Origin of the sequence: Thiorhodococcus drewsii AZ1 (assembly GCF_000224065.1) — a bacterium.
In the GTDB taxonomy this organism is placed as follows: Bacteria; Pseudomonadota; Gammaproteobacteria; order Chromatiales; family Chromatiaceae; genus Imhoffiella; species Imhoffiella drewsii.
Genome location: NZ_AFWT01000020.1, coordinates 69,975 through 88,392 on the forward strand (window position 1 = coordinate 69,975; position 18,418 = coordinate 88,392).

Below are 18,418 nucleotides of genomic sequence, written 5' to 3' on the forward strand. Positions count from 1 at the left end.
CAGGAGGAAACATCATGATCCTCGACTATGAAACGCTGAAATTCATCTGGTGGGTTCTGGTTGGCGTGCTGTTCATCGGTTTCGCCGTCACCGACGGACTCGACATGGGGGTGGGCGCACTGCTCCCATTCCTCGGCAAGAACGACCTGGAGCGGCGCGTCATCATCAACACGGTGGGACCGCACTGGGACGGCAATCAGGTGTGGCTGATCACGGCCGGAGGCGCCATTTTCGCCGCCTGGCCGATCGTCTATGCCTCGGCCTTCTCGGGCTTCTATTTCGCCATGCTGCTGGCGCTGTTCGCGCTCTTCTTCCGCCCGGTCGGGTTCGACTATCGGAGCAAGATCGCCGACCCACGTTGGCGTAACGCCTGGGATTGGGGCCTGTTCGTCGGCGGCGCCGTGCCTGCGCTGGTATTCGGCATCGCCTTTGGCAACCTGCTCCAGGGCGTCCCCTTCCATCTGGACGGCATGTTGCGCCCCTACTACAGCGGCGGCTTCTTCGGCCTGCTGAACCCCTTCGCCCTACTGGCAGGCGTCGTCAGCGTCGGCATGCTGGTGATGCATGGCGCCATCTGGCTGCAAATACGGACGGCCGACCCCGTGTCGAGCCGTGCCAAGGTCGCGGCGAAAAGGGCGGGCCTGGTGACGATCGGGGCCTTCGCATTGGCCGGTGTGTGGCTGAGCCTCGGGATCGACGGCTTCCGCGTCGTCGCCATGCCTGCACTCGACGCCACGCCCAACCCGCTGACCAAGGAGGTCATTCAGGAATCGGGCGCCTGGCTATCCAACTATGCCAACTATCCTTGGACACTGCTCTTCCCGCTCCTGGGATTCGGCGGACTGGCGCTTGCGATTCTCGCCTCCATGTCGAACCGTCCCGGCCTCGGCCTCGTCGCCAGCAGCTTAGGCCTGACCGGGATCATCGTGACTGCGGGGGCCGCCATGTTCCCCTTCATCATGCCATCGAGCACCAATCCCAATAGCAGCCTGATCGTCTGGGACGCGGTGTCGAGCCACCTGACGCTCACGGTGATGTTCTGGGCCGCGATCATCTTCGTGCCACTGATCATCGGCTACACCACCTGGACCTATACCAAGATGTGGCGTCGCGTGACGATCGAGGAGATCGAGTCGCAGGACCATCTGGCCTACTGAAACCGGATCCGGGTCGCCGTCGCGGCGAACCCGGCCTTCGCGGTCGGGGCGCCGGACGGACGATAGCCCTGGGATCACCGCAGATTGAGAGAGGAAAACGCGATGTGGTACTTCTCGTGGATCTTGGGCGTCCTTCTGGCGCTCGCATTCGGCATCGTCAACGTCATGTGGTACGAATCGGAGCAGTTCGCCGGCCCCGCATCGGATGACGATAACGCCCCAAGTTGACGCCTGAACAGGTCGGGCGGACGTACGCCCGACCTTATCGAATCGAAACTCAGTTCGCCCGAATGGGGATGATGACGATATCGACGCGGCGATTCAGACGCCGCCCCTGCTCCGTGTTGTTGCTCGCCACCGGCCGCGTCATTCCATAGCCACGCGACTCCATACGCCCCGGATTGACCCCACTGCTCGCCAGATAATTCTCGACGGAGGCCGCGCGACGGCGAGAGAGGTTCATGTTGTACTCGGCGCTCCCCGTGTTGTCGGTGTGACCCGCAATCGCCAGCTGGGTCTTGCCGTACTTGTTCACCACGTTAGCGATCTTATCCATGGTGCTGTAGAAGGTCGGTTTGATCCGGTCCGAATCCACCTCGAAGCTCGTGGCGCCGGTCATACCGACCAGCAACTGATCGTCGGGCAGTTTCTCGACCCAGATCACGCCACTCGCGATCTCCGGGGCGAGCACCCGCTCGAAATCTTGCCGTTGCTGATCCATGTAGGACCCCACGGCCGTCCCAAGCAGCGCCCCGCCAACGGCCCCGATCAAGGCGCCCTTACCCGCATCGGCGCTCAAGGAGCCGATCAGCGCCCCCGCAGCCGCACCACTTGCCGTACCGATCGCAGCGCCCCGGCCGGTCTCGGTCATACCAGAACCATCGGCCGCGCAACCAGAGACGAGTACGGCGACAGTCGCCGAAACGATCAGGCGTTTCGAGATAGCAGGACTCATTGATGCCCCCTTCAGTAAATTAGGATGAGTGATTGATCCAGAGCTGAACAGCACAACGAGACGCCGCACAGACGCTGGAGCAGCCCGAAATAGGACCTAGCCCAATGACGACGGGTGCTCCCAGCATCATAACTGATGTCCGCATGACTCAGCGGCAAGAACTGACGACGACAGGCGCGACCCAGCTACCAGCTACCAGCTACCAGCTACCAGCTACCAGCTACCAGCTACCAGCTACCAGCTACCAGCCCCAGGATCCTATAAATCCGCCAACCCCTTCAGCGTCAGGATCGCCAAGGCGGCCACGACGCTCGCCCGGAGCAATCCATTTCTCGATGCAGTGTCAGACATCAGCACCTCGATGGCGTAGAAGAGAATGATGGCGCCCAGCGCCAGCCAGCCGAAACGCTCATACAAGGGTGCACTGAGATTGGGTACGACGACGGCGACGACCAGGATCAGGACATCGAGCGAGTTGATCTGAAAACCGGTCTTGGAAAACCGCACCCAAATCGCCGTCAACCCACCAAACACAGCGAAGACCGCGAAGGCCCAGGATTTATGGGATTCAATCGCGGAGATGCTCGACATGAAATAGACGACGGCGACTGCAATCACATAGGCGGCCAACCGCTCGGCCCAGAACCGCCAACTCGGCGGCAACCAGAACCCGAGCAGCAGTAATACAAGCAAAAGACCCGAGAGGGTCGCCACATCCGAACCGACATCCGGAGCGATCACCGCGCCGACGACCAGGGTCGAGGAGACCGCGACACCGAGGAGCCGAGAGGACCAGGTTGCCAGATATCGGCTGACCAACTCCATCGATCGGCGGCCCTGCCAATCTACGGCCGGGTCTGCCCGATCATGATCCAGCCCCGAATATGACAGGCGTGCCGACAAGACCCAGAGGATATAGAGCAGGCCCGCGGAGAAACCGGCATAGACGGCCAAGATCACCAGGTCGGCACTAAAGCGCAACACATAGGCCAGCAGAATGAGAAATAGCTGAGCGCCATAGATGCTCACGACCGCCTGGTACTGATTCCACCCCAAGCCCAACAACCGGTGATGCAAATGCAAGCGGTCTGGCGAAAAGGGCGATCGACCATCCAGGATGCGGCGAACCATGACCGAAAGCGTATCCAGAATCGGCAGACCGAGAATCAGAACCGGGACCACCTTGCTGACCGCCGTGTCGGGACGCTGCGTCACGATCAGTGCGATCACGGCGGTACTGAACCCGAGAAACTGACTCCCAGTGTCCCCCATGAAGATCTGGGCCGGATTGGTGTTGAAACGCAGAAACCCGAATGTCGCCCCCATGATGGCAAAGGAGACCATGAGCGCCGACGAATCCTCGCATTCGTAGGCGAGGACCGAGAGCGCCCCCAGCGCAAGCAGACTCAAACCGCCCGCGAGCCCATCGAGACCATCTGAGAGATTGACGGCGTTGGTCAAGCCGACCAGCACGAGCAAGGTCAAAGGAAGCCCAACCCAACCCGGCAGTGGATCGAGCCCCAAGAAGGGAATCCGCTCGATCAGCACCCCGCCCAGCAAAACCACGACGAGCGCCGCCACCAACTGTCCCAGCAGCTTCAGCCTGTAGTCGAGATTGAACCGATCATCCAAGACCCCGAACCCGAAGATCACAATCGCACCCAGCACCCAGGCCGACAGATCGGGTCGCATCGGCACCCATAGAAGAACCGGTATCAAGGCCCCGATGACGATCGCAATCCCACCCGTTCGTGGAATGGCGCCGCGATGAATCTTCCGGTCGCTCGGCTGATCCGTCATACCGAACAGACCGGCGAAACGCGACAGCGGTGGGACCAACAGCATCGAGATGAACAAAGCCACGAGCAATACGTAGATGGCTTGCATATTCAGATAGGCATCAGGTCGCCTTTCACCTCCGAATGAGGAACGATGTATCCAGAAGCCGGCCTGTCTCAGCGCCGACACCGATATGACGGCCAGGTGTCGAAAACGCACGTAAATGGCAACATCCCGACCGATCCGATGCCCTGGCGGCGGAGTCGGTCGCGGTCCATTATAGCCGGAGCATTAGCTTCAACTCATGGACGCACACGGATCGTCACCAGTCAGCGAGCCTGTTGCGATGTGAGCGTTCGCACCACCACTTCAACGTTGGTTGTCACAATCCCAGTTCGCGCCACCGCCCCTGCAGTCGCTTGATCGACACCGGAACGGGCGTTCCAAGCTGCTGGGCAAATAATGAGACGCGTAACTCTTCGAGCAGCCAGCGGATCTCCTCGAGACGGGGATCCTGGCGTCCCGCCGCCTGGGCCGCCTTGTCGCGCTCGCGCCAGCGGGTGTGGACCTCGGCCATCTCGGCCATCCACTGTCTATCTCGACCGGGGGCATGACCCAACCGCTCGATGCGTTGTTCGATCGCCTTGAGATAGCGCGGATACTCCTTGAGACGCCTGTAAGGCACCCGTTGCGTGAAACCGCGAAAGACGAGCGCGTCCAGCTGATCGCGCATATCCATCACCGATGGCATCCAGTTGACCTGGGTGATCGTGGCAAGCCGCTTGCGCAACGACTGATAGCTGGCGAGGATGCCGCCGATCAGGACGCCAACCTCCTTAGCCGTCGCGAAGAGGTGCGACTTGCGCCCCGCCAGTCGCTGCTCGAAGACGGACTGCCCCCGAATCGGGTGCAGATCCTCGACAAAGGTCAGGTCCAGCGCGAGCGCGACCAGTTCGTCGGCCAGGTCCGGCTCCTTGCCGCCACCGGAAGACGCCGTACTCACACCCCCGGGCGGCTTGGGTGCCTTGGCATACTGCAAGCGCATCCGATCGAGATTGGGCAGATCCTTGCGCAGCCGACGCAGATCCGGGCCGAGATGCAGCATGAACAACCGTCTGAGTCCATCGCGCTGAGCTAGCGCGGCACTCTCGGCCGAATCCAGCACCTGGATCGCAACACAATCCCCACGATCGACCAAGGCCGGAAACCCGCGCAACCGGATACCGGCTCGGGTCAGATCCACATGTTCGGGAAGATCGCCAAAATCCCAACGGGTGACGCCCTCACGCTCCAGCCCGCTGGTTGGAATGTGGGCAAAACCCTCCTGGGCCTGTTCGCCGAACTGGCGCTTGAGCCGGACCGGATCGTCGCCAACGGCGAGACGCTTTCCCGACTCGTCCACGAGCCGGATCTTCATTCGCAGATGCTCCGGAATATCGCTTGCATCCCAGGCGTCCTCCGGAATCTGGATCCCGGTCATGGCCTTGACCTCCTCGCCCAGCGCCTGGATCAGCGGACGATCCGACGGCACGAGCCGCGCCGCCAGCCGCGCGGCCGTATCCGGGATCGGCACGAACGACTTGCGCAGCTGCTTGGGCAGACCACGCAGCAAGGCGATGATGCGTTCCTCGATCAACCCCGGCACCAGCCATTCCAACCGATCCGGCGAGACCTGATTGATCAGCGGCAGCGGAACCACCAGGGTCACGCCATCGGCCGTATGACCCGGATCGAAATGGTATTCCAGAGGCAGTGCGGTCGCCCCAACCTGGAGACTGTCGGGGAACGCCTGCTGGGTGATGTCCGCTGCCTCGTGGCGCATGAGGTCGGACATACGCATGTGCAGGATCTTGGGATCCTTCCTGGATGCTGTCTTCAACCATTGCTCGAACAGCGGCTTGGAATAGATACCGCTCGGAACCCGTTCGGCATAGAAGGCGTAGATGGACTCCTCGTCGACCAGGATGTCGCGGCGGCGCGATTTGGCCTCCAGATGATGGATGGATTCGACCAGTTCGCGGTTATGACGCCAAAAAGGCGCGCGGGTATCGAAGTCACCCTCGGCCAGAGCGAAACGCAGAAAGATCTCGCGCGACTCGGCCGGATTGATGGGACCGTAGTTGACACGCCGCTTGGGCACCAGAGTCACGCCATAGAGCATCACCTTTTCGAAGGCCGCGACCTGCCCCGACTTGGCCTGCCAATGCGGTTCGGAATAGCTGCGCTGAATCAGATGTCGGCCCGCCTCCTCCACCCAGGCTGGCTGGATCTTGGCGGCAATACGACCGTACTGGCGCGTCGTCTCGACCCGCTCCGCGACCATGACCCACTTGGGCGGCTTGGCGAACAGGGCCGAGCTGGGATGGACGAAGAAGCGACTGTTGCGCGCACCCTGGAACTCGCGCTCGGCCTCGCGGAAACCGATGTTGCCGAGCAACCCGGCAAGCAGGGCGCGATGGATCTTTTCTGAGCTGTCGGCCTCCAGCTTCCAGTCTCCAGCTTGAGCCTGCAGCTTCTGAGCTGGAGGCTGGTGGCTGGCAGCTGAAAGCTGAAACCCCATCTCCAGCATCTGTTCGCGCAGTTGGGCATGGATGTCACGCCATTCCTGCACCCGGTTCCAGGACAGAAAATGACGCTGACAGAGCTTGATGAACTTGTTGCGCGAGAGCGCCTTGCGCTCCTGCTCGATGAAGCGCCAGAGGTTGAGATAGGTGAGGAAATCCGAGTCCTCGTCGGCGAAGGTGGCATGGATCTCGTCCGCCGCCTGCTGCTTGTCGAGCGGACGCTCGCGCGGATCCTGAACGCTGAGCGCGGCGGCGATGACCAGCACCTCCTCCAGACAGCGGTGCTCGGTCGCGGCCAGCAGCATGCGCCCGATCCTCGGGTCGACCGGCAGCCGCGCCAGCTGCCGACCCAGCTGGGTCAGATCGCCCTTGTCGTCGATCGCCCCCAGCTCTTCGAGCGTGCGGTAGCCGTCCGAGACCAGACGCGTGTCGGGTGGATCCACAAACGGGAAACGCTCGATGGCGCCGAACCCCAGCAGCTTCATCTGCAGGATGACCGAGGCCAGGTTGGTGCGGGAGATCTCGGGCTCGGTGAACTCGGCGCGGGAGGTGAAATTGTCCTCGCTGTAGAGCCGGATACAGATGCCCGAGGCCACGCGTCCGCAACGCCCCTTGCGCTGGTTGGCGCTGGCCTGCGAGACGCGCTCGACCGGCAGCCGCTGGACCTTGGTGCGATGGCTGTAGCGGCTGATGCGCGCGAAGCCCGGATCGATCACGTAGTGGATGCCCGGCACCGTGAGCGAGGTCTCGGCCACGTTGGTGGCCAGCACCACGCGCCGGGTGCTATGCGAATGGAAGATGCGCGCCTGCTCCTGCGGCCCCTGACGGGCGAACAGGGGCAGGACCTCGGTCGAGGGCGGATGGTGCTTGCGTAGTGTCTCGGCGGTCTCGCGGATCTCACGCTCGCCCGAGAGGAAGACCAGCACGTCGCCCGGCCCGCTGTGTGCCAACTCACCCACCGCGTCCGAGATCGCTTGCTGCATGGCATCGTCGCGCTCGGCCGCACTCTCCTCCTCAGGCGGACGGTAGCGTACCTCGACCGCATAGGTCCGGCCCGAGATCTCGATGACGGGGGCCGGATCGCCCTGCGCACCCGCAAAGTGCCGAGCGAAGCGCTCGGGATCGATGGTCGCCGAGGTCACGATGACCTTGAGATCCGGACGCTTGGGCAGAATGCCGCGCAGATAGCCGAGCAGGAAGTCGATATTGAGGCTGCGTTCGTGGGCCTCGTCGATGATGAGGGTGTCGTATTCGGTCAGGAAGCGGTCCTGCTGGATCTCCGCAAGCAGCATGCCGTCGGTCATCAGCTTGATCGCCGTCTCGGGCCGGACCTGATCGTGAAAGCGCACCTTATAGCCGACCAGACCGCCGGTCTCGGCCCCCAATTCCTGGGCCACACGCCCGGCGAGCGTGCGCGCGGCGATCCGCCTCGGCTGGGTGTGACCGATACGCCCGGCGATCCCTCGCCCCAGATCGAGACAGATCTTGGGGAGCTGGGTCGACTTGCCCGAGCCGGTCTCACCGCAGAGGATAACCACCTGGTGGCGCTCGATCAGCTCGGCCACCTCGTCGCGGCGTTCGCTGACCGGAAGTTCGGGCGGATACTGGATCTCGGGTATCGAGGCGCGGCGCTGCTCCAGAATCGAGCGGGATCGCTGGATATCCTGCCACAGCTTGGCCAGGCCCTGATCGAAGGGCTGACCGGCACGCTGGCGTTTGCGCAGACCGCGCAGACGCGCCCTTGCGCCATGTCGATCGCGAATCAGACAGGCATCGAGATCCGCCTCGGTGGGAAACTGGGAGGCGTCGGGTAAAACGGCAGTCATCGAAGGAATACACCGCAGGCCGCGAGCGCAGCACCCGCGGATGTGAAGATAAAATCAGGCCTCGGCAACCGTGAAATCGAAGCCCATCTCCGGGCTGGGCGGCTGCACGTAAGGCCCCTGAATCAGATCCACGCCCGCCCCATAGAGACGTGCGATGGTAACGGGTCCGTCCACGCCTGTCGCGATCACCTTCGCCCCGGACGCCTTGAGCGACTGAATCAGCCAGGCGATCGCATCCAGCTCCGGCCCCTGCACCACACGTCGTTTGATCCGCACGAAGCTCGATGACAGCGCCTGCAACACCCGCGTGCTCTGTTCGCTGAAATCGACGCCATTGAGACAGACCCGAATACCGAGACGTGCGAGCTGGCGGGTGCGACGAATGACCAGTTCCAGATGTCGGTCGGCATCCGCCACCTCGAACTGCAGAACGGGACGCAGCCGAATCAGATCGCGCGCATTGATCTGATCGCGCAGCCAAACGACCCAGTCGTCGTCTGCGATTCCCGCTGGAGACTGGTGAATGAAGAGCTGTACCGGGCGTCTCTGGTCGAGTCGCATCTTAAGCGCATCCAGTCCGGCGAACAGAATCCTGCGATCGAGATGCGCGGACAGCTCCGCCTTGGCCGCAAGCGAGATAAACTCGCCTGGCCCGAGCAGTTCGCCATCGCCGATCAAAAGACGCGGCGTCAGCTCATAACGCTCCCCCATCAGACCGGTCAGCGCGACCATGGGCTCATAGAGCGGCTGTAACTGTTCCAACCGGATCGCCTCGACGACCAGAGAGGGCCGGTCGGGTTCTTGCGTAGACGCCTCTGGCGAGCCGTACCGCCCCAGCGTCCTTGCACCATCCTGTAGCGACCAATGCGCTGCCTTGCTCGCGCGCGACAGCAGGGTGACCGAATCCGGACAACCATCCGTCAGCGGATACCAGCCGGCGCCCAAGTGGGCCTCGGGGATATTCCGACCGAGCACCTGCCCGATCTCGTAGGCGAGATGCTGGGCGAACTCGGCGAGCGACAACGCATCCTGACGATGGATGAGCACGGCGACGGCCTGATCGGCGACCCGCGCGGCGACATCCCCGGGGCCCATCTCGGCGGCCAGGCTGGCCGCGACCAGTTCAAGCGCGGACGCATCTCCGTCGACCTCCAGATAGACCAGAGCCCGCTGCACGCCAGGGTATTGTTTCCCGAGCCGTCCACCCTCCTTGGCAATCGCCCCGGATTGGACCTGCCCGACCAAACGATCCAGTTGCCGCAACAGCCGGTCTCGCGTTCCCAGACGCGTCAGATCGTCGATGGAGTCCGGCGCATGCACCGAATGTCGACGGTTCCTGACGCGCGTCAGACGCCCCTGCACGCTGGCAACCAGCCGATCCGGGGCCACCGGTTTGGAGAGAAAATCGTCTCCGCCAATGCGCAGCGCCGCCATCTGCTGATCGGGATCCAGTTCGGACGACAGAAAGATGATCGGCAGATCGGCAAAGCGCTCTTGGGTGCGAATGACGGCGGTCAGCTCGATCCCGCTCGCGCCCGGCATGTGCAGATCCATCAGGATCAGGTCTGGAGCGAAGCGGTCCAGCGCTTCCATCACGGCGAGCGGATCCAGGACACGCTCGGTCACCATGCCCACGCCCTGCAGGACACGCGCAGCAAAGAGCGCGGCGACCGGCTGATCGTCCACCACCAGGATGCGGTCCGGTCTCTGCCCTTGGATACCGAGGATCTGAACGAGCCGTTCGGCGAGATCCTCGGCTCTCGAAGAAACTGAAAGATAGGCGCTGGCCCCGGCGCGCATGGCGGCGAGACGGAAACGGATCTCCTCGGAGTGCGCCAGGACGATCAAAGGCACGTGGCTCGAAAAACCCTTCAACAGGGCCGAGGCCGTCGCCTGCAACGTCTCAGGCTCGGCAAAGACGCGCGAATCGAGCAGCAGCGCCGCCGGCCGCTCCTCCGCGCCATCCAGACTCGCGGGCGGCTCGACATAGGATCGGAGCAACACGCCGGCCCCCTCCAGTGCCTCAGACAAAGAGTCCGACAGCCTCGTATCCGACGTGACGAGATGAACGACAGCCAGAACGCGGGGATCAGAAGTCATGGATTCAGGGTCACCGGAATATGTCGCGCCAAGACTGGCCGCACCAAAAGACACGTAGTCGTATGATCGAATCTTGCCACAGCGTACACGCGAGCATCCAGGGCATGGACAGAACGAGCAGGAGACGCGCGGATGAAGATGACACCAAGGGTGTGGACGGGATTATCCGCCACGGAGACGCGAGGTGGAAGCGAATAACCATCCCTGGAAATTGGCCGCCGGAACGGTGAAGCCGATCGGGAAGAGGCGTGCGGGGGGGGTAGCCGCCGGCGGCCCCCGCACGGGAATCACAAACCGTAGGGATCCTGATACCAGTCGCGCAGCACCTTGAGATCGCGCGCGGGAAGATAATCGTAGGCACCCATGAGGTCCGCATGCACCGCCTCGGCCAGCTTGTGCGAGACCTTACGATTGGTCAGCATGTGGAAATACCAGGCGAAGGGATAACCGGCCTCGCGATCGAAACCGTGGATCTGATTCGCCAGCCCGGAGCCTCGGGCGACCTGGGAATCCGACAGCACCGGCAAGGGGTTGGCCACGACCGGTACGGGTTTAGCGGTCAGATGACCATCGCCATCGCGATCCTGGTATTCGCGGATCGACAGGACCCAATGGCGGCAGAAGCCCTCGGACTCGGCGGCCGAGCTGCGATCCCATTCGTCGAGAAAGCGCATCAGGTGCGAACCGGCATCCTGAGAATCCATGAGATCGGAGACCCGAACCAGACGCCGGAACAGCAGCCTGGGCGAACCGACCGGTTCTGGCTCCAGACGCGGAAAATCGACCGGATCGACGAAATCGGCGATGCTGTCCGGAAACCAATCGGGATCCGAGATGCAGCGATCGAGCACCTCTTGGAGCTGCTCGATCTCGATCTGGATGTAATCGCGCGCGCGCGGACCCGTCTGGGCCACCAAATAGTGCGTCTGCCCATTGAGGCGGGTCGCGAAATACTGAACGTCGGAGAGCTTGAACATCAGCTCGTCGATATCACCCTCGGACTCCGCCTCGGCCCATTCGGTAATATTGTGCGCAATCCGGTTGCCGTCCAGGTCGACCACGCCGCCAAGCCGATGCCAGCCCGAACGCGTCATCGCATGACGCACGCTCAGGTCCGGCAACACGGCCTGGATGGCCTCGATCAGGGGCGCGATTCCGTCCGTCACCTCGACGGAGCGACAGATCTCGGCAACCTTCAAGTCGAGTTCGGCTGCCAGACCTGAATCCAGGTTGCTCGCTGTCTTCGCCATAGTTATGTACGCCATTGTTCTATTCGTTGTGGTTCACGAATCACGGTCCTGGCCGAACGCGTCTCGATCCGGCTCATCCTCATCGAATCCGGCACGTTCGACCCGGTTCCGCGCGATCGTCCGCACATCCGGATCCGAATCCGCGAGCAAGTCCCCCAGCTTATCCAGCGGAAGACGCTCGGCGAGACGGGCGCGCACCCGCCAGTCGATGTCCTTGACCATGAGTTCCGCCTCGTCGAACGGAATGCGCTCGGCGACCTTGAGCCGCACCTCGGGCTCGGCATCATCACGCATCAGCCCGAGGCTTTCGAGCGGCAGCCGCTCGGCTACCGTCACACGCACCTGACGGTCTGGATCACGGATCATGCGAAACAGACGACCCGGCGCGAGCCGCCGAGCCACGTACTGTCGCACCAGATAATCGGGATCCGAGGCCAGACGCTCGACCCGGTCCGGCGGCAGACGATCGGCCACCGTCACCCGGACCTCACGGTCGGGATCGCCGATCAACTCGTCGAGCGCCTCGATCGGGAGTCGATAGGCCAGAACCCGGCGCACGACCTCATCGGGATCGCGGATCAGCGGAAGGAGTTTTCTCTGCGAGAGATAGCGCGCGGCGATCGCACGCCGCTCCCAGAAGCTGTCCCCGGCATAGTCGTCGGCCAGGGCCGGATTGACGCGGAAGAAACGCTCGATCTGACGCCCGCTCATGGCCCGGACACAGACGTCGCCAGGCGTACAGCGCCCCTCTGTCAGCAGATCCCGACGATGGGGACAGCCGCTGCAGTTGCCGACGGAAGGCCGCGTTGGCTTGACGTGATCCGAATTCATATCCGCGGAGGCGACGCGACTCAGTCCTCGTCCTCGACCTGAGCGAGGAGCAGACCGGTCGCGCCATCGAGATCGTTCGTCAGTTTCAGACAATGCGAGCGTCCGTCGACCAAATAGATATTGAAGTCCTCGTCGCGATGCACAGGCTCGCCGACACCCACATCATCATCCAGACAACTGGTGAAATGCAGGTCGGTGAAGGTTTCTCGCAGCAGTGACAGGGTCTGATCGTTGAGACCGGCGCGGCGCAGGATCTCGGCGACCTGCTTGAGACGGGTCTCCTCGATCATGCCTCGGCCTCATCGCGTTCGAAGCGGATGCGGTCCTCGGGAGCCTGACCCATGACCTTGGCCAGCCAGGGCGGCGCCTTGCCGGCGAGAATCCCCTGGAGCGCGACCATACGATCGCGAGCACTGCCGCCATCGGCGTCCTTGATGGGATGGATATCCCGTTTCACCACCTTGGCCGCTGCGGGTCCGCCGATCGAGGCGACGTAGAGCACCTGACAATCAGAGATGAGTTCGGCGCGATAGGCGTTCTTGTCATCGCCCGCCTTGGAATCGTCCACCACACGGACGTCGATCAGGCGATTCTCCTTGGCCGACACCTGATAGATGAGGAAGCAATGCGCGGCACCGAAATGGCCGTCCAGTTCCTCGCCATGATCGGAGGCGCAGGCAACCCGAATGGAATCGGGCATGTCGCCATCGGCATAGGGTTGGACCGGCGGAGGCGGATCGGCCTCCTCAAGCCCTTCACCCTTGAGGATGGCGAGTGCGGCCTTGAGCTCGGCCTGGTCAAGATGGGCGAACTCACCGTCGGCGGCCTGCTTGAGGTCCTTGACCTTGAGCGAGGCCAGGCTATCGGCGGTCGGAGGAAGACCGACGGCATCCGCCAACACCCGAATCAGTCGGGCGGGATCGGTGTCCGGAAGGGTGCGCGCGGCGAGGCCAATGCGCAGTGCGATGTCTTCGGAGAGTGTTCCGGCAACCATGGTGAATCTCCTCAATCTACGGGTCTCGGGCCGATAGGTGCAATAGGCTGGGCTATCGCACCTGACCCAGCGAGCTCAGCCTCGCGGCGGCGCCCGGGGTGTGGGCGATCCCTCGCCCCGAGCCGTCTCAGACGGACACGATACAGTCGTCTTCCATGCAGGCGTCCATGCACTGCGGGACGCCGGGCTCGCCGTCGCCCTCGCATTCGGTACAGGTCGCCGCATCGATCTTGTAGACACCCTTGAACGGGGTGATGGACATTGTCGGGCAGACCGGCTCACAGTCACCGCAAGCGGTACACAGATCACGAACGATTTTCAAAGCCATTGGACGTCTCCATTACGAAACAAACGAGGGGGCATGATCGCCCCCGCGATCATCACTCGTCGCCACGCTTGAAACGCAGCGTCGTCGGGAAAGTGGGCGGAGGACTGATGGGATCGATGTACCAGCGCGATCCGTCGGTGAGAACCACATCGCCGCCCCAGGTCTCGGGAGTATCCATCTCGACGGAGGAGATGGTCTCTTCCATGTCTTTCTTCGCGACGTAAAAGAGCAGATCTCCCGCGTCGTTCTTACGAATCATCACATTCGGCATAGGGATCTCGCTTCGTCAAGGATGCGTTCATTCGGTTCGATCAGCAAACGCGAAGAACGGCATTCTCCAGTCATTCAAAGCCTCATTGAAACGCAAGCCGCGCACCCCGCACGAGGCGGAATGCGCGGAAGCTTACATCAGCGGACCAGATCGTAGTTATAGTCGGTCACGCCCATCTCGCGGGTTTCATCATCGAGACGATCCAACACCGCGTTGACCAGGGTCGTGAGGATGTACATGGCACCCTCGTAACCCAGAGTCGTCATGCGATGCAGGTGGTGACGATCGAAGATCGGGAAGCCGATGCGGATCAGCGGAACCTCGAACTCCTTGCCCTTGTGCAGGGTGTCGCGCTGGATGAACTTACCGTAGCTGTTGCCGATCAGGAAGTCCGGCTTGTCGGTGAAGCACAGCGAACGCAGATGCCAGAGGTCCTTGCCGATGTGAACCTCGCCGCCCGCGCCGTAAGGCGAGGATGCCAGCACCTTTTCCACTTCCTTCTTCCAGCGCTTGTTGGCGTGGTTGCAGAGGATGTGGGTCGGCTCGGCGCCCAGTTCGAGCAGGAACTTGACCATACCCAGGACGTAGTCCGCATCGCCGTAGAGCGCGAACTTCTTGCCGTGCAGCCAGGTGTGGCTGTCGGTCATCATGTCGACCAGACGACCGCGCTCCTTGGCCAGCGACTCGGGGATTTCCTTGCCGGTCAGTTCGGAGACCTTCATCAGGAACTCGTCGGTCCACTCCAGTCCCATCGGGATGCTGACAGCCGGAACGTCGTGCTTCCAGGTGATCTGCGCGAACTTCTTGGTCTTCGGCAACTGCCAGGGCTGGAGCAGGATGGTATCGATGGCGTTCGGCGCATCCTTCATCTCGGAGACCGGGGTACCGCCGTCGTACATGCGGAACTGACCGTCGGCCGGGGTATCCAGCACCTCGGTCGGATCGCACAGCAGGCTGTAGCCGACGCCCATCTCCTTCATCATGCGGTGCATGACGCGATAGTTGCCGAGATAGGTCTCGAAACCGGGCACCAGGTTGATCTTGGCGTTGGAGCCGACGACCTTGTCTTCCATCTCGTTCAGCGTGAAGTAGCGCTGAATGCCCTCGAACATGTTGTCCCAGCCGGTGGTGTGGCTGCCGACAAAGCTCGGGGTATGGGCGAACGGCGTCGGGAACTCGGGCGGAATGTGCCCTTCCTTCTTGGCGTTGCCGATGAAGGCATTGAGGTCGTCACCGATGACCTCGGCCATACAGGTGGTGCTGACCGCGATCATCTCAGGCTTGTAGAGCGCCTTGGCGTTCTCCAGACCGTCGAACATGTTCTTCTGGCCGCCGAACACCGCCGCGTCCTCGGTCATGGAGTCGGAGACGCAAGCGACCGGCTCCTTGAAGTGACGGTTGAAGTAGGTACGGAAGTAGGCGACGCAGCCCTGCGAACCGTGCACATAGGGCAGGGTCTTCTCGAAGCCGAGCGCGCAGAGCACGGCGCCGAGCGGCTGACAGGCCTTGGCCGGATTGATGGTCAGGGCCTCACGCTTGAAGTTGAGCTCCTGGTATTCCTTGGTGGTCGTCCACTGGAAGACCTCTTCGATCTTATCGAGACTCTCGACTTCTTCGACGGTGTTACGCTTGGCGGCGAGATTGGCCTTGTAGTCCTCGTCGCCGAACAAGGGGTAGCAGGGTTTGATCTTATCGACTGTCTGGCTCATGAGTGTGCTCCTACCGCGCCGCTAATCTGCGGACGAACGGCATGACAAAGGGGATCGGGCTTCCAGCCGTCAGCCTCCAGCGGCCAGCTCGAAGCTGCTGGCGGCTGGCCGCTGAAGAGCTGATGGCTAATTCAATCAGGCGCTGGCGGCGACCGCCTCGGCCTCACCCTCGGCAGGCTTCTGCCAGGGTGCCTGCATGCTCTTCCAGCAGGGATTGTTGACCGTCATATCCATATCGCGAGCGAAGATGGCGAAGCCGTCGTAGCCGTGGTAGGGACCGGAGTAATCCCAGGAGTGCATCTGACGGAAAGGCACGCCCATCTTCTGGAAGATGTACTTCTCCTTGATGCCGGAGCCGATCAGGTCGGGCTTGACCTTCTTGACGAACTCCTCGAACTCGTAGCCAGTGACGTCGTCGTACAGCAGGGTGGCGTCACCCATTTCCTTGATGGTGCGGTCGTAGTCGTCGTTGTGCGCGAACTCGTAGCCCGTGCCGACCACTTCCATGCCCAGATCTTCGTAGGCGCCGATGACGTGACGCGGACGCAGACCGCCGACGTACAGCATCACCTTCTTGCCTTCGAGACGCGGACGGTACTTGGCGATGATGGCCTCGTACTCGGCGGTGTACTTCTCGATGACCTTCTCGGCGTTGGCCTGGATGGTCTCGTCGAAGAAGGCAGCGATCTTACGCAGCGACTCGGCGATCTTGGTGGGACCGAAGAAGTTGTACTCCATCCACGGAACCCCGTACTTCTCTTCCATGAAACGACTGATGTAGTTCATGGAGCGATAGCAGTGGATGAGGTTCAGCTTGACCTTGGGGGTCAGCTCCATCTCGGACAGGGTACCGTCACCGGACCACTGAGCGACGACGCGCAGACCCATCTCTTCGAGCAGGATGCGCGAAGCCCAGGCGTCACCGCCGATGTTGTAGTCACCGATGACCGCCACATCGTACTTGGTGGTTTCGAACGAGGTATCGCCGTCGCGGTTACCGATGACCCAGTCACGAATGGCGTCGTTGGCGATGTGGTGACCCAGCGACTGGGACACACCACGGAAACCCTCACAGCGCACCGGAACGATCGGCTTATCGAGTTCCTTGCCCATCTTCTTGGACACGGCTTCGATGTCGTCGCCGATCAGACCGATCGGACACTCGGACTGGACACTGATGCCCTTGACTAGAGGAAAGAGCTCATTGATCTCGGTGATCAGCTTAGCGAGCTTCTTGTCGCCGCCGAACACGATGTCCTTCTCCTGGAAATCCGAGGTGAAGTTCATGGTGCCGAAGGTGTTCACGCCGGTGTGACCGACGTAATAGTTGCGACGACCGGCGCGGGAGTAGGCACCGCAACCGACAGGACCGTGGGAGATGTGGACCATGTCCTTGATCGGACCCCAAACCACACCCTTGGAACCGGCGTAGGCACAACCACGAACGGTCATGACGCCCGGCTGGGACTTACGGTTGGAGATGATGCACTTCTTGGACTGCTCGATCGACTGATCGTTGACGGCCAAGTGCTTGGCGCGATCCTTCTTCGCCTTATCCGGATAGACCTCGAGCACCTCTTGGATGAGGTTCTGGGTCTCTTCGCGAGTCAATGTTGCCATGTTGGCTTTCCTCTATTCGGCGCCGCGGCTAATCCGCCGACAGTCACACGGTGAGAAACCTTAAAGCGATGGACGACGGCACTCGGGTGCCGCGCCCGCTGGACGATCAGAAGACGACTTAGGCCGTTGCGTCTGCAGCCTTGCCGATGATGCTCTCGTCTTCCTCGTCCATCAGACCGAAGTCCATCAGCAGGTCTTCGAGCGCATCCATGGAAATCGGGGTCGGGACGACGAACATCTTGTTGTCGATGATCTTCTGCGCCAGGGTGCGGTACTCGTCGGCCTGCTTGGCCTTCGGGTCGTACTCGATGACGGTCATACGACGGATCTCAGCGCGCTGCACGACGTTGTCACGCGGCACGAAGTGGATCATCTGGGTGCCGAGCTGACGGGCCAGCTCCATGATCAGCTCGTCTTCGCGAGCGGTGTTACGGCTGTTGCAGATCAGGCCAGCCAGACGCACGCCGCCGGAGCTTGCGTACTTCACGATACCCTTGGAGATGTTGTTGGCCGCGTACATGGCCATCATCTCGCCGGAGCAGACGATGTAGATCTCCTGCGCCTTGTTCTCGCGGATCGGCATGGCGAATCCGCCGCACACCACGTCGCCCAGCACGTCATAGAAGACGAAGTCCAGGTCGGCCTCGTAGGCGCCTTCCTCTTCGAGGAAGTTGATGGCGGTGATAACGCCGCGGCCAGCGCAGCCAACACCCGGCTCAGGACCACCGGACTCGACGCACTTGATGTTGCCGAAACCAACCTTGAGCACGTCTTCGAGCTCGAGATCTTCCACGGAGCCAGCCTCGGCGGCCATCTCCATGATGGTGTTCTGCGCCTTGGAGTGCAGAATCAAACGCGTCGAGTCAGCCTTAGGATCGCAGCCGACGATCATGACCTTCTTGCCCAGTTCGGCCAAACCGGCCACCAGGTTCTGGGTGGTGGTGGACTTGCCGATTCCGCCTTTGCCGTAAATGGCGCATTGACGCATTGCCATGGTATGGTCTCCTGTTAGCTCGCTACCGCGAGCGTTGAAC

The 18,418-nt window shown here is 62.1% G+C and carries 15 protein-coding genes; 2 read left to right on the plus strand and 13 right to left on the minus strand.

Going from position 1 to position 18,418, the window contains the following annotated elements; all coding sequences use genetic code 11:
* Nucleotides 1-14 precede the first annotated feature (14 nt).
* Nucleotides 15-1,157, plus strand: coding sequence for a cytochrome d ubiquinol oxidase subunit II (cydB, locus tag THIDRDRAFT_RS14445; protein ID WP_007041605.1), 1,143 nt, complete (start codon nucleotides 15-17; stop codon nucleotides 1,155-1,157).
* Nucleotides 1,158-1,259: 102 nt separating this feature from the next.
* On the plus strand, nucleotides 1,260-1,385 hold the full coding sequence (cydX, locus tag THIDRDRAFT_RS24680; RefSeq protein WP_007041606.1) for a cytochrome bd-I oxidase subunit CydX: 126 nt from the start codon (nucleotides 1,260-1,262) through the stop codon (nucleotides 1,383-1,385).
* 49 nt (nucleotides 1,386-1,434) lie between these two features.
* Here cydX and THIDRDRAFT_RS14455 read toward each other — a convergent pair whose 3' ends face one another.
* The 13 genes from THIDRDRAFT_RS14455 to nifH all read right to left on the minus strand — a co-directional run bounded on the left by THIDRDRAFT_RS14455 (nucleotide 1,435) and on the right by nifH (nucleotide 18,378).
* The gene (locus THIDRDRAFT_RS14455) at nucleotides 1,435-2,112 is read right to left on the minus strand and encodes a YiaD family glycine zipper/OmpA-like lipoprotein (protein ID WP_007041607.1); all 678 of its coding nucleotides are present in this window, start codon (nucleotides 2,110-2,112) and stop codon (nucleotides 1,435-1,437) included.
* Between the two features lie 258 nt (nucleotides 2,113-2,370).
* Entirely contained in the window at nucleotides 2,371-3,999 is a 1,629-nt protein-coding gene (locus THIDRDRAFT_RS23880; protein ID WP_007041608.1) for a glycosyltransferase family 4 protein, read from the minus strand.
* A 274-nt stretch (nucleotides 4,000-4,273) separates the two neighbouring features.
* On the minus strand, nucleotides 4,274-8,281 hold the full coding sequence (gene hrpA, locus THIDRDRAFT_RS14465) for an ATP-dependent RNA helicase HrpA (protein ID WP_007041609.1): 4,008 nt from the start codon (nucleotides 8,279-8,281) through the stop codon (nucleotides 4,274-4,276).
* A gap of 54 nt (nucleotides 8,282-8,335) precedes the next feature.
* On the minus strand, nucleotides 8,336-10,285 hold the full coding sequence (locus THIDRDRAFT_RS14470; RefSeq protein WP_245535854.1) for a response regulator: 1,950 nt from the start codon (nucleotides 10,283-10,285) through the stop codon (nucleotides 8,336-8,338).
* Between the two features lie 383 nt (nucleotides 10,286-10,668).
* A complete protein-coding gene (locus THIDRDRAFT_RS14475; protein WP_007041611.1) occupies nucleotides 10,669-11,631 on the minus strand; it encodes a hypothetical protein in 963 nt (320 codons plus the stop codon).
* Nucleotides 11,632-11,664: 33 nt separating this feature from the next.
* Nucleotides 11,665-12,462: a 4Fe4S-binding leucine-rich repeat protein gene (locus THIDRDRAFT_RS14480; protein WP_007041612.1), complete on the minus strand. Its 798-nt coding sequence runs from the start codon at nucleotides 12,460-12,462 to the stop codon at nucleotides 11,665-11,667.
* A gap of 20 nt (nucleotides 12,463-12,482) precedes the next feature.
* Nucleotides 12,483-12,752: a DUF6129 family protein gene (locus THIDRDRAFT_RS14485; RefSeq protein WP_007041613.1), complete on the minus strand. Its 270-nt coding sequence runs from the start codon at nucleotides 12,750-12,752 to the stop codon at nucleotides 12,483-12,485.
* A complete protein-coding gene (locus THIDRDRAFT_RS14490; protein WP_007041614.1) occupies nucleotides 12,749-13,456 on the minus strand; it encodes a dinitrogenase iron-molybdenum cofactor biosynthesis protein in 708 nt (235 codons plus the stop codon). The genes THIDRDRAFT_RS14485 and THIDRDRAFT_RS14490 overlap by 4 nt, the downstream gene beginning before the upstream one ends.
* Nucleotides 13,457-13,583: 127 nt before the next feature.
* The gene (locus tag THIDRDRAFT_RS14495) at nucleotides 13,584-13,784 is read right to left on the minus strand and encodes a 4Fe-4S binding protein (protein WP_007041615.1); all 201 of its coding nucleotides are present in this window, start codon (nucleotides 13,782-13,784) and stop codon (nucleotides 13,584-13,586) included.
* Nucleotides 13,785-13,836: 52 nt separating this feature from the next.
* Nucleotides 13,837-14,055, minus strand: a complete 219-nt coding sequence (nifT, locus tag THIDRDRAFT_RS14500; RefSeq protein WP_007041616.1) for a putative nitrogen fixation protein NifT — start codon at nucleotides 14,053-14,055, stop codon at nucleotides 13,837-13,839.
* A 137-nt stretch (nucleotides 14,056-14,192) separates the two neighbouring features.
* Entirely contained in the window at nucleotides 14,193-15,764 is a 1,572-nt protein-coding gene (gene nifK, locus THIDRDRAFT_RS14505) for a nitrogenase molybdenum-iron protein subunit beta (RefSeq protein WP_007041617.1), read from the minus strand.
* A 135-nt stretch (nucleotides 15,765-15,899) separates the two neighbouring features.
* A complete protein-coding gene (gene nifD / locus THIDRDRAFT_RS14510; RefSeq protein ID WP_007041618.1) occupies nucleotides 15,900-17,384 on the minus strand; it encodes a nitrogenase molybdenum-iron protein alpha chain in 1,485 nt (494 codons plus the stop codon).
* Nucleotides 17,385-17,502: 118 nt separating this feature from the next.
* Nucleotides 17,503-18,378 carry a nitrogenase iron protein gene (gene nifH / locus THIDRDRAFT_RS14515; protein ID WP_007041619.1) on the minus strand — a complete coding sequence of 292 codons (876 nt, stop codon included), beginning with the start codon at nucleotides 18,376-18,378 and terminating at the stop codon, nucleotides 17,503-17,505.
* Nucleotides 18,379-18,418 lie beyond the last annotated feature (40 nt).

Bases quoted from the DNA above. Each gene is read 5' to 3' on its own strand.
- cydB (WP_007041605.1), top strand. From the start codon at position 15: ATGATCCTCGACTATGAAACGCTGAAATTCATCTGGTGGGTTCTGGTT.
- cydX (WP_007041606.1), top strand. From the start codon at position 1,260: ATGTGGTACTTCTCGTGGATCTTGGGCGTCCTTCTGGCGCTCGCATTC.
- THIDRDRAFT_RS14455 (WP_007041607.1), bottom strand. From the start codon at position 2,112: ATGAGTCCTGCTATCTCGAAACGCCTGATCGTTTCGGCGACTGTCGCC.
- THIDRDRAFT_RS23880 (WP_007041608.1), bottom strand. From the start codon at position 3,999: ATGCAAGCCATCTACGTATTGCTCGTGGCTTTGTTCATCTCGATGCTG.
- hrpA (WP_007041609.1), bottom strand. From the start codon at position 8,281: ATGACTGCCGTTTTACCCGACGCCTCCCAGTTTCCCACCGAGGCGGAT.
- THIDRDRAFT_RS14475 (WP_007041611.1), bottom strand. From the start codon at position 11,631: ATGGCGAAGACAGCGAGCAACCTGGATTCAGGTCTGGCAGCCGAACTC.
- THIDRDRAFT_RS14480 (WP_007041612.1), bottom strand. From the start codon at position 12,462: ATGAATTCGGATCACGTCAAGCCAACGCGGCCTTCCGTCGGCAACTGC.
- THIDRDRAFT_RS14485 (WP_007041613.1), bottom strand. From the start codon at position 12,752: ATGATCGAGGAGACCCGTCTCAAGCAGGTCGCCGAGATCCTGCGCCGC.
- THIDRDRAFT_RS14490 (WP_007041614.1), bottom strand. From the start codon at position 13,456: ATGGTTGCCGGAACACTCTCCGAAGACATCGCACTGCGCATTGGCCTC.
- THIDRDRAFT_RS14495 (WP_007041615.1), bottom strand. From the start codon at position 13,784: ATGGCTTTGAAAATCGTTCGTGATCTGTGTACCGCTTGCGGTGACTGT.
- nifT (WP_007041616.1), bottom strand. From the start codon at position 14,055: ATGCCGAATGTGATGATTCGTAAGAACGACGCGGGAGATCTGCTCTTT.
- nifK (WP_007041617.1), bottom strand. From the start codon at position 15,764: ATGAGCCAGACAGTCGATAAGATCAAACCCTGCTACCCCTTGTTCGGC.
- nifD (WP_007041618.1), bottom strand. From the start codon at position 17,384: ATGGCAACATTGACTCGCGAAGAGACCCAGAACCTCATCCAAGAGGTG.
- nifH (WP_007041619.1), bottom strand. From the start codon at position 18,378: ATGGCAATGCGTCAATGCGCCATTTACGGCAAAGGCGGAATCGGCAAG.